9 protein-coding genes and 1 riboswitch are annotated in these 10,216 nt (G+C 71.4%); of the genes, 1 reads left to right on the forward strand and 8 read right to left on the reverse strand.

Translation table 11 applies throughout. The features are described 5' to 3' along the window. Positions 1 to 125: 125 nt before the first annotated feature. Positions 126 to 953, reverse strand: coding sequence for an SGNH/GDSL hydrolase family protein (locus ABZ371_RS22900; protein ID WP_358682715.1), 828 nt, complete (start codon positions 951 to 953; stop codon positions 126 to 128). A 196-nt stretch (positions 954 to 1,149) separates the two neighbouring features. Beyond that, positions 1,150 to 2,076 (reverse strand): LysM peptidoglycan-binding domain-containing M23 family metallopeptidase, encoded by a 927-nt coding sequence (locus ABZ371_RS22905; RefSeq protein ID WP_358682717.1) that lies wholly within the window; start codon positions 2,074 to 2,076, stop codon positions 1,150 to 1,152. A 2-nt stretch (positions 2,077 to 2,078) separates the two neighbouring features. Further along, positions 2,079 to 2,239, reverse strand: a riboswitch (cyclic di-AMP (ydaO/yuaA leader). Positions 2,240 to 2,665: 426 nt separating this feature from the next. Here ABZ371_RS22905 and ABZ371_RS22910 point away from each other — a divergent pair. Next, positions 2,666 to 3,475, forward strand: a complete 810-nt coding sequence (locus ABZ371_RS22910) for a tyrosine-protein phosphatase (RefSeq protein ID WP_358682719.1) — start codon at positions 2,666 to 2,668, stop codon at positions 3,473 to 3,475. Between the two features lie 113 nt (positions 3,476 to 3,588). Here the strand turns inward: ABZ371_RS22910 and ABZ371_RS22915 are convergent, their stop codons facing one another. The 6 genes from ABZ371_RS22915 to shc form a co-directional block, all read right to left on the reverse strand. Next, positions 3,589 to 3,762 (reverse strand): DUF6126 family protein, encoded by a 174-nt coding sequence (locus tag ABZ371_RS22915; protein WP_358682720.1) that lies wholly within the window; start codon positions 3,760 to 3,762, stop codon positions 3,589 to 3,591. A 57-nt stretch (positions 3,763 to 3,819) separates the two neighbouring features. After that, the gene (locus ABZ371_RS22920) at positions 3,820 to 4,434 is read right to left on the reverse strand and encodes an XRE family transcriptional regulator (RefSeq protein ID WP_358682722.1); all 615 of its coding nucleotides are present in this window, start codon (positions 4,432 to 4,434) and stop codon (positions 3,820 to 3,822) included. A gap of 213 nt (positions 4,435 to 4,647) precedes the next feature. Further along, positions 4,648 to 6,042, reverse strand: coding sequence for an aspartate aminotransferase family protein (locus ABZ371_RS22925; RefSeq protein WP_358682724.1), 1,395 nt, complete (start codon positions 6,040 to 6,042; stop codon positions 4,648 to 4,650). Positions 6,043 to 6,374: 332 nt separating this feature from the next. Further along, a complete protein-coding gene (gene hpnH, locus ABZ371_RS22930) occupies positions 6,375 to 7,394 on the reverse strand; it encodes an adenosyl-hopene transferase HpnH (RefSeq protein ID WP_358682726.1) in 1,020 nt (339 codons plus the stop codon). 6 nt (positions 7,395 to 7,400) lie between these two features. Next, positions 7,401 to 8,054 carry a 1-hydroxy-2-methyl-2-butenyl 4-diphosphate reductase gene (locus ABZ371_RS22935; protein WP_358682728.1) on the reverse strand — a complete coding sequence of 218 codons (654 nt, stop codon included), beginning with the start codon at positions 8,052 to 8,054 and terminating at the stop codon, positions 7,401 to 7,403. A gap of 4 nt (positions 8,055 to 8,058) precedes the next feature. Then, positions 8,059 to 10,071 (reverse strand): squalene--hopene cyclase, encoded by a 2,013-nt coding sequence (shc, locus tag ABZ371_RS22940; protein ID WP_358682730.1) that lies wholly within the window; start codon positions 10,069 to 10,071, stop codon positions 8,059 to 8,061. Positions 10,072 to 10,216 lie beyond the last annotated feature (145 nt).

Genomic DNA, 10,216 nt, shown 5'->3' on the forward strand with positions numbered 1-10,216 from the left:
GCCGCCGCCCCTTCGGTGCGGACGCCCGCCCCGGACGGGCTCGTCGCGCCGGTCACGCCGCGGCGCGGCCTCCCCGTGGTCACGCCGTAGCGTGCCGGCGGAGGGCTTTCGCCGGGCGGGGCCTCTCAGAGCGGCAGCAGGTCGGGCCGCTTGGCCGCGACGTGGTCGCCGGACGACTCGCCGCGGATCCGGCGCCCGATCCAGGGGACGAGGTACTCACGTGCCCAGAGGATGTCGTCACGCCGCACTTCGAGCGTCCCGCGCTGCACCTGCGGGGGCCACACCTGGTCGGGGTCGGCCGGCACCTCGATGCCCAGGACCTGGGCGGCACGCAGTGCGACCCGGGTGTGTCCCTCGGCCGAGAGGTGCAGCCGGTCGGTGTCCCAGGCACGCCTGTCCTGGACGGACCGCAGGGACCACAGGTCCAGGACCGGGCAGTCGTAGCGGTCGGCGATGGAGCGGACGTGGGCGGTGTACGTGGCGATCTTGCCGCGCAGGTGCCGCAGCACCGGGATGCCACGGGTGTCGAAGCCGGTGGTGACCATCACGGTGCCGACCGCCCGCGTGAGGTCCGCGACCGCGCGCTCGAAGCGTTCGGCCACGTCGTCCGGGTCGGAGCCCGGCCGGATGATGTCGTTGCCGCCCGCGCAGAAGCTGACCAGGTCGGGGGCCAGTTCCTTGGCGCGCGGCACCTGCTCCGCGACTATCTGGTCGAGGAGGCGCCCGCGTACGGCGAGATTGGCGTATCGGAAATGCCCGTGCGGGTCGTCCACCGGTCCGGCCGCCGCGTCGGGTACCGGGAGCTGGTCCGCGAGGAGGACGGCGAAACGGTCCGCCCAGCCGACCAGTCTCCCGTCGGGGCCGGGGTCTCCGACGCCCTCGGTGAAGCTGTCGCCAATCGCTGCGTACGACCCGATGATGCCTCGTTGTGTGTTTCTCGAATCGTCTGCCACAAGGGAATATCCTGCACCCTCGAATGTGACCTACGCGACCGTAATACGGGGTTGACGGGTGGTGAGATAGACCACCCGGTCAGATTTTGGTAAAGCCGGAATAAGAAGAGGGGCGGTGCGCCGCCGCGCACCGCCCCTCTTCCCTGCCGTTCTGCCGGACCACTGCCCGACACGGCCGCCACGCCTCGCGGCTGCGTCAGATGGAGACGCCGTGCGAGCGCAGGTAGGCGATCGGGTCGACGTCCGAGCCGTAGCCCGGGCCGGTGCGGACCTCGAAGTGGAGGTGCGGGCCGGTGGAGTTGCCGGTGGAACCGGAGAGGCCGATCTGCTGGCCGCCGGTGACGGTCTGGCCGGCCGAGACCTCGAGCGAGGACAGGTGGGCGTACTGGGAGTACATGCCGTCGCTGTGCTGGATGACGATCTCGTTGCCGTACGCACCGCTCCAGCCGGCCGAGACCACGGTGCCGGGGCCGATGGACCGGACGCTCGTGCCGGAGGCCGCCTGGAAGTCGGAGCCGGTGTGGTAACCGCTGGACCAGCTGGAACCGGCGGCGTGGTACTGGGTGGTGACGCCGGCGCCCGCCACCGGGGTGGTGTAGCCGGAGCCGTTGCTCTCGTCCGTCGCCGCGGAGGCGGCGGTGGCGTCGGCGGTCTTCTCCGCCGGGGCGGCGGCCTTGGGCGCCGCGGCCTTCGGGGCGGGCTCGGACGGAGCCGGCTTCGCGGGCGCGGCCTTCTCGGCGGGGGCCGACGCCTTGGCGCCGAGGATCAGCTTCATGCCCGGGAGGATCAGGCTCGGGTTGTCGCCGACGACCTCGCGGTTGTCCTTGTACAGCTTCTGCCAGCCGCCCTCGACCTTCTGCTCGGCCGCGATCTTCGACAGGTAGTCACCGGAGACCACGGAGTAGGTCGTGGGGGCGCTCTGCTTCTTCGCCACCGACGCGGTCGGGGCGGCCTGGGCCGCCGCGGCTGCCGGCTTGACGGCCGGGGCGGCCTGCTCCGCCGCGTTGGCGCCCGTGGCGCCGATCAGCGGAAGGGCGAGGACGGCGCCGCCGGCCCCCGCGGCGATGACGCCACGCGAGATCGGCCCGGTCTTCGTACGGCGGTGCTTACCCTTTGCGGGCATGGTGCTTTCCTCTCCGGCGCCTGCGAGGTGAGCTGTCGGGTGCGGACTGGAGATGCCCGGCCGCGGTGGACGCGACTTGACCCCGAGCCGTCCCGGATCCCTCCGGTCGGCGGCTTACCTGGTTCCCCCGCTCCTGCCACACGTGAGTCGGTGCGGATTCCGGGCGGCGGCAGGATTAGGCGTTCCGTCCGGATTGACGGTGACCGTAAGCGAGTCGGGACGTGGGGAACAAGCCGTCTCCCGCCGACCGGAATGAGCGCTTCATTTCCGCTTCCGAATTCCGGTCACACTCCGTGGATTACCGATCTTGGCTTTCCGCGCGGCATCGGGAATACCCGTCCGCAGTTCCGCCACACACCGTCACGGATATGATCCCGGTCACCTGGGGCCACCCATCTCCCGCATAAGAACGGCATGTTCTACTAAAAGCACCAATACGGACATGTCGCACGCGGCCTTCAGACGCTCCGGACCGGGAGGCCGTGCGCGGGCCGAGGTCACCAAGTTGCTGGATGCACCCATGTCGTATCGTCGCGAGCGTGCCCTTCGCCGGCGAGCGGCGCCGGCGCCAGACACTTCAGGAGTCCTTGTGACGCAGCTGCCAGAGGTTCCGCCGACGGACATCGAACTCACGGGTGTCCGCAACTTCCGCGACGTGGGCGGTCTGCCGACCGTCGACGGCCGGAGGGTGCGCCTCGGGCGCCTCTACCGCAGCGGTCACCTGGCACACGCCACCGAGGCGGACGCCGCGTTCCTCGCCGGCCTCGGCCTGCACACGGTGTTCGACTTCCGCAACGCCGCCGACCGCAAGCTCGACGGAGACGATGTGGAGTTGCCGGGCGTCCGGAATGTCAGCATTCCGCTCTCCGACCCGGCCGACGGCGCCGAGTTCTGGCGCCTGGTGCGGGACGGGGACATCCAGCAGCTGCGCTCGATCCTCGCCGACGGCAAGGGCACGGCGCGCATGATCGCCTCGTACCGGGCCATCATCACGGACCGCACCGCCGAGCACAGCCGCGTGCTGCACGCACTGGCACGGGACAGCGTGCCAGCGCTCATGCACTGCGCCGCCGGCAAGGACCGGGCCGGGCTGTCGATCGCCGTCTCGCTGCTGGCCGTCGGTGTGGAGGAGGAAGCCATCGAGGCGGACTACCTCAAGTCCAACGACGCGCACCGCCGCTACCGCATCAAGCGCAGCGACACCTCGTCCGTGGGGATGTCGCAGGAGGTGCTGGAGCTTCTGAATCCGCTGTTCGGCGCGCACCCGGAGTACCTCGCCGCCGCCTTCACCACGATCCGGGAGACCTGGGGCAGCACGGACCGCTACCTCCAGGAGGGCCTGAAGCTGTCCGCGGAGACCCGCGAGAGGCTGCGTGAACGGCTCCTCGAGGACGCGTAGGGAACACATCGCTCCCCCGGTCCGCACCGCGCACCCTGTCGGCGCCGAGCCCCGATCCGCCCGTCGTCCGCCTGTGCTCGCGCTCAGGCGGCGGCCGGTCGGGGCCGGCCCGGTCAGCCCTTGCCCGCCACGGTGAACAGGAGGAAGAGGAACGCGGCGACGACGTGCCCGGCCACCAGGTAGGCGAACAGCCGGATGATGACGCCCCGGGGCATCTTGCGCTCCTGGGTGTCCTGCCCCTGCGGCCGGCGCGGCGTCAGTGGGTCGTAGTGCTCCGAGTCGGACATGGGGTTCCTTCCTTGCGGCCACGTGGCCGGGGGCTTCCGGGCGGGGCCCGTCGGAGGTCAGAAGCGCTGGGGTCCGCCGCCCAGGCACAGTTCGGCGGTGGGGCTCTGCAGCAGCGTGTGGACGAAGAGGAGCTGGGCACCCCCGCGGGCGAGTGCCGCGATCCGGTGCGGCGTGAGCGAGTCGAAGTGCGCGCTGTCGCCGGGCCCGAGGTCGTGCACGGTCTCGCCGAGCACGACCCTCAGCCGGCCGTCCAGGGCGTACAGCCACTCCTCGCCGGGATGGACGCGGACCAGGTCGCCCTGGGTGCCGTACGGCACGTGGACCCGCAGCGCCTGCATGGCGCGGCCGGAGCCGCCCGCCTGGCGGTACAGCCAGCCGTCGGCCTCGGCGCCCGCTCCCCCGAGCGGTCCGCCCCGGACGATCGCGTCACGTTCGGGCGGCATCTCACCGAGCAGCTCGGAGACCGTCGTACCGTAGATTCTGGCGAGGCCGAGCAGCATGGGCAGCGAAGGCTGGCGGTTGCCGGTCTCCAGCCGGGACAGGTGGGCCGGGGAGAGCCCGGCCCGCCGGGCGGCGCCCTCCAGGGTGAGGCCCCGGTTGCGGCGCAGGTCACGCAGGCGGGGCGCGATACCCGGCAGCTCTGTGTGCGGTCCTGCCTCTGGAGGGTTCATGCCTCCATTGAGCCAGCGTCTTTCCTCACAGGCAACTTTCTTACCTACGAGGCAAAACGCGGCGCCGGAGCCACGGACCGCACCGGACCCACCACCGGACCGGCACCCACCACCGCCCGCCACCGCCCACCGGCTCAGGACGGGGGCACGGGCCGGCGCACTCCGAGGGACCAGGACCACTCAGCGGTGGCGCGGAGCGGGCGCGGGGGCCCGTCAGCCACTGACCGCCTGCTTCACCAACGTCCGCCCGAAGTCCCACATCAGTCCGCCACCGTTGTGCGCGTCGTCCATGACGGCCGTGAAGGCGGTGACGAAGCGGTCCACCTCGGGTTCCCCGATGACCAGCGGCGGGATCAGTTTGATCACCTCCAGGTGGTCCCCGGAGACCTGGGTGAGGATCCGGTGCTTCTGCAGCAGCGGCACGACGACCATCTGGGCGAAGAGTCCCTTGCGGGCCGCCTGCAGCATCGTCCAGCGGCTGCGGAGTTTCAGCGACGACGGCCGGCCGAACTCGATGCCGATCATCAGGCCGCGCCCCCGCACCTCGTGCAGCAGCTCGTAGCGGCCGACGAGCGCGGCGAGCCGCTCGCGCAGGAGGTCACCGGTGCGGCGGGCGTTCGCGACGGTTCCCTCGTCGTCCATCACCGCCAGGACGGCGAGGCCGGCGGCCATGGCCTGGGCGTTGGAGCCGAAGCTTGCCGAGTGGACGAGGACGCGGTCCATGGAGGAGTAGACGCGCTTGAAGATCCAGTCCTTGCCGAGGGTCGCCCCGACCGGCACGTATCCACCGGAGAGCGCCTTGGCCACGCAGAGCAGATCGGGTTCGACGCCCTCCTCGTGCTGGTAGGCGTAGAAGTCACCGGTCCTGCCGAGCCCCGTCTGCACCTCGTCCGCGATGAGCAACGCCCTGTGCCGGTGCAGCAGGTCCTGCGCGGCCCGCAGGAAGCCGGGGGGCGAGGCGTGGACGCCCTTGCCCTGGATCGGCTCGACGACGAGCGCCGCCACGTCCCCGCGCTTCAGCTCGCGCCGCAGGGCGTCGAGGTCGCCGAGCCGGATCGCCGTGTCGGGCAGCAGCGGCGCGAAGCCGTCGCGGAACCCCGCCTCGCCGTTGACCGAGAGGGATCCCGTCGTCAGCCCGTGGAAGGCGTGGGCGCAGTAGAGGATCCTGGGCTTCCCCGTGGCGTACCGGGCGAACTTCAGCGCGGTCTCGACCGCCTCCGTGCCGCTGTTGCCGAAGAACACCCGGTCCAGGTGCGGGCTGTGCTCCAGCAGCTTCTCCGCCAGCAGCCCGGGCAGGGGCTGGCAGTCGAAGCGGGTGAGGTCGGCGAGCCGGGCGTCGAGGACGTCGTGGAGCGCCTTGCGCACGACGGGATGGTGCCTGCCGAGCCCCATCACCCCGAAGCCGGCGAGCATGTCGAGGTAGTCGTTGCCCTCCGCGTCCCAGAAGTAGGCGCCCTCCGCCCGCTCGTAGACCTTGTCGAAGCCGATGGTGCGGAGCATGCGCGGTAGTTGGTGGTTGAGGTGGCGGGTGTGCAGGTCGTAGCGTTCGGCTCCCCGTTCCGCCAGGAGCCGCGCCAGGTCGAAGCCCTCCGGCCGGTCGTCGTTCATGCCCCGCTCTCCTTCCCACGTCCCGCTCCGCTGCCGTCCCCAGGCGCACCAGTGTCTCGCCGAGCCGCCCGGTGATGTCCAGGGGCGTGAGCCCGATGCCGGCGAGGACCTCGGCGCGTCCGGCATGAGGAAGAAAGTGCCCGGGGATGCCGAACGTACGCTGCGGGACGTCGCCCCCGCGTCCCGCAGCGCCTGGCCGATGGCCGAACCGACCGCACCGGCAGGGCTGTTGTCCTCCACGACCGCCGGCCGCCCCGGCCCGGCCGGGATGCGCCGCGGGAGGCGACGCACCACGAGCGGCCCGGGCGGCGGGCTCTCCACGGGTCAGGGCCTCACCGGTTCACGCCGATGGTCTCCCGTGCGGCGCGCAGGGACTCCTTCAGCGAGCCCATGGTCGCGAGGACGGCGGTGGGCTCGTAACCGCAGTGCGCCATGCAGTTGGCGCAGCGCGGGTCCTTGCCCCGGCCGTACTTGTCCCAGTCGGTCTCCTCGATGAGCTCCCGGTACGTGGGCACGTATCCGTCGCTCATCAGGTAGCAGGGACGCTGCCAGCCGAAAAGGGAGTAGTTCGGAATGGCCCACGCCGTGCAGGGGAAGTCCGCCTTGCCCTCCAGGAAGTCCAGGAAGAGCGGGGAGTGGTTGAGCCGCCACCGGCCCCGGTTGCCGCCCGCGAACGACTTCCTGAAGAGTTCGCGGGTCTGCTCGACCCCCAAAAAATGCTCCTGGTCGGGCGCCTTCTCGTAGGCGTAGGCGGGCGAGATCATCATCTCGTCGACCTGGAGCTCGTCGTTGAGGTAGTTGAGCACCTCGATGACGGTCTGCGGGGTGTCTGTGTTGAAGAACGTGGAGTTGGTGGTGACCCGGAAGCCGCGCCGCTTGGCCTCCTTCATCGCCTCCACCGCCTCGTCGAAGACGCCTTCCTTGGCGACCGACTCGTCGTGGCGCTCGCGCAGTCCGTCGATGTGCACCGCGAAGGCGAAGTACGGCGAGGGGGTGAACTTCTCGAGCTTCTTACGCATCAGCATGGCGTTGGTGCACAGGAACACGTACTTCTTCTTCGCGACCAACTGGCGCACGATCTCGTCGATCTGAGGGTGCATCAGCGGCTCGCCGCCGGCGATGGACACCATCGGAGCACCTGATTCGAGGACCGCGCCGACGGCCTGCGCGACCGGCATGCGCTGCTTGAGCACCCCGGCGGGGTGCTGGATCTTTCCGCATCCCTCGCACGCGAGGTTGCAGGCGAACAGGGGTTCCAGCTCCACGATCAGCGGGAACTTGTCCCGCTTACGGATCTTCTGTTCGATGAGATACGTCGCAACCTTGATGGACTGGCGGAGCGGCATGGCCATCTGGGCTCACCTCCTGGGGAGCAGCAAAGATCGGTGCCATTCATGAAAAGCGGGAAGGACGGCGCGCAGGACACGGAATGCCGATATTCCACCGCGGACCGTGCCGATGCGAACGAGCTCATGCTCCGGAGCGTCCACGATCACCCGTACGGCCGCAACCGGGCGTGGCCCGGTCCGCACCGCCGTGCGCAGGGTGGCGGCGGACTCCATGTCCACCGCGATGGCCCCGGTGGCCCGCAGGCCGGCACGCTCGGCACCACGGACGACGTGGTCGGAGCCGGAGAGCGGGCCCGTGTGGACGGTGCTCCCCGGCACGGCCCTGGTCAGCGCGTCGACCAGGAGGCCCGCGCCGGTGCAGGTCGTGGTGCCCGAGGCGTCCCGCGTCTCCTCGGCCACCACCAGGTCACCGGGGTGCATGCCCGGGGCCAGACCGGCGCAGAAGCCCGAGGCGATCACCGCGGCTCCTCCCGACCCGTGCCGCCCCAGTGCGTCGCGGACGGCCTTCTCGGCCGCCCGGGGTCCCATGCCCGTCCGCACGACGGTCACGGGGCCCGGGCCGCCACCGGCCCTGCCGGTGCGCAGGGCCAGCCGCTCGATTCCGAGTGCGCAGGCGATCAGGAGGGGCAGAGGGGGTCCGGGCGGCGCCTGGGTGTCGCCCATCGGATCAGGCCCCCTTTCCGCTGCCCGCGCCGTCGCGGGCGGCGAACGGATCTCCGTACACGTACCGGCCGAGGGCGGTCAGGGGGAAGACCTGCCGGTAGAGGTGGTAGTTGATGGAGAAGTCCCACGGGAAGCCTGTGCCGGTGAAGTACGGCTCGTCCCAGGAGCCGTCGGCCTGCTGCGTCCGGGCCAGCCAGGCGATGCCCCGCTCCACGGCCCTGCCCTCGCGTTCACCGGCCGCGAGGAGAGCGAGGAGGGCCCACGCGGTCTGGGACGCGGTCGAGGCGCCGCGCCCGATCCACTTCTCCTCCCGGTAGGAGCGCAGGTCCTCGCCCCAGCCCCCGTCGTCGTTCTGGACGGACTCCAGCCAGCCGACCGCCCGGCGGACGGCGGGGTGCGCGGCGGGGAGGCCGGCCGCGACGAGGGCGGGCACCACGGATCCCGTCCCGTAGATGTAGTTGACGCCCCAGCGCCCGAACCAGGCACCGCTCGGCTCCTGTTCGGCGAGGAGCCAGTCCACGCCGCGACGGGTGCGCGGGTGGCCGGCGCGGCCCTCGACGGCGAGCATCTCCACCACGTGGCCCGTGACGTCCGCGGAGGGCGGGTCGATGACCTCACCGAAGTCGCAGAACGGCAGCCGGTTGGGGAAGGGGCTGGTGTTGTCCGCGTCGAAGGCGCCCCAGGCCCCGTCGCGCGACTGCATGCCGAGGTTCCAGCGCACCCCGCGCTCGATGGCGGCCTCGAGCCTGTCGGGGTCCGGGTGGCGGACCCGTCGCAGGGCCAGGACGACCTCGGCGGTGTCGTCGATGTCGGGGTAGTTGTCGTTGTGGAACTCGAACGCCCATCCACCCGGAGCCAGTCCGGGTCTGCGCACGGACCAGTCACCCGGCCGGACGATCTCCTCGCCGAGCATCCAGTCCGCCGCCTTCACCAGCGCGGGGTGGTCGGGACTCACCCCGGCGTCGGCGAGCGCGATGGTGGCGAGGCAGGTGTCCCAGACCGGGGACTGGCACGCCTCGACCATGCGGGCACCGTCCTCCCGCCGGACGGTGAAGCGGTCCAGCGAGGCGAGCCCGGCCTTCATCACCGGGTGGCCGAGGTCGTAGCCGAGCAGGTGCAGGGCGATGAGGGAGTACACCGCGGGCGGCTGGATCCCGCCCCAGCAGCCGTCGTTCTCCTGCCGCTCGATGATCCAGCGGGCCGCGGCGTTCATGGCGATGCGGCGCACCCGGCGCGGAGCGACGCGGTGGTAGGCGTGCAGCGCCTTGTCGAGCCGCTGGAAGACGCCGTCCCAACTGGCCGCGGGGGCCAGGGGTTCGGGCGGGTTGGGGCGCGCGGGGTCGGTGTGCAGCTCGTCGAGGGCGAACGGTGCGGGGCGTACGGGCCGCATCGCCGAGACGATGGTGAGGGGCACGATGGTCTGGCGTGCCCAGCAGCCGAAGTCGTAGATGTTGAGCGGTACCCACGGGGGGAAGAACATGAGCTCGGGCGGGAGCTCCGGCAGGTCGTCCCACTTCCACCAGCCGAACAGCGCGAGCCAGATCCGGGTGAAGACCCGGGACGCCGCGATGCCCCCCTGGTCCCTGACCCAGCGGGCCGCCCGGATCATGTGCGGGTCGTCCGGCCGGTCCCCGGCCAGCCGGAGTGCGACGTACCCCTCGACGGTGGCGGAGAGATCGGGAGGCCCGCCGTGGAAGGTGGCCCACGTGCCGTCGCCCAGCTGCTCGCCGCGGATGAAGCGGGCGGCCGCCTGCACCGTGGCCGGGTCCTGGATCCCGAGGAACTGGCGGAGGAGCAGGTCCTCGGCGTCCATCGTGATGTTGGTGGCGAGGTCGCCCTTCCACCAGCCCTCCTCGTCCTGCCTGCCGAGGAGGTGCTCCACCGAGCGTTCCGCGGCGCGCCTCGCGGCGGCCAGGGCCTCGTCCGCGGCGTCGGTGGTCGTCGATTCGGTCGGTCGGCTGGCCGAGGCCGCGCGGAGGTTCGCGGCCCCGGTGCTTCCGTCGGTCGTCGCTGTCATGGCTTCCCCTTCGTGCAGTGTGGTCCTCTGCTGTGCTGGGGTCTCCGTCGGGGGGGGGCCCCCGGGGGGGCCCGCCGGGGCGGGGGGGGGAAAATGTAATGTGTTTATAATCTAAGTGGGAGGAGGGAATTGGGGGGGGGCCGGG

Origin of the sequence: Streptomyces sp. NPDC005899 (assembly GCF_040629645.1) — a bacterium.
Lineage (GTDB): Bacteria > Actinomycetota > Actinomycetes > Streptomycetales > Streptomycetaceae > Streptomyces.

Bases quoted from the DNA above. Each gene is read 5' to 3' on its own strand.
- ABZ371_RS22905 (WP_358682717.1), bottom strand. From the start codon at position 2,076: ATGCCCGCAAAGGGTAAGCACCGCCGTACGAAGACCGGGCCGATCTCG.
- ABZ371_RS22915 (WP_358682720.1), bottom strand. From the start codon at position 3,762: ATGTCCGACTCGGAGCACTACGACCCACTGACGCCGCGCCGGCCGCAG.
- ABZ371_RS22920 (WP_358682722.1), bottom strand. From the start codon at position 4,434: ATGAACCCTCCAGAGGCAGGACCGCACACAGAGCTGCCGGGTATCGCG.
- ABZ371_RS22925 (WP_358682724.1), bottom strand. From the start codon at position 6,042: ATGAACGACGACCGGCCGGAGGGCTTCGACCTGGCGCGGCTCCTGGCG.
- hpnH (WP_358682726.1), bottom strand. From the start codon at position 7,394: ATGGCCATGCCGCTCCGCCAGTCCATCAAGGTTGCGACGTATCTCATC.
- ABZ371_RS22935 (WP_358682728.1), bottom strand. From the start codon at position 8,054: ATGGGCGACACCCAGGCGCCGCCCGGACCCCCTCTGCCCCTCCTGATC.
- shc (WP_358682730.1), bottom strand. From the start codon at position 10,071: ATGACAGCGACGACCGACGGAAGCACCGGGGCCGCGAACCTCCGCGCG.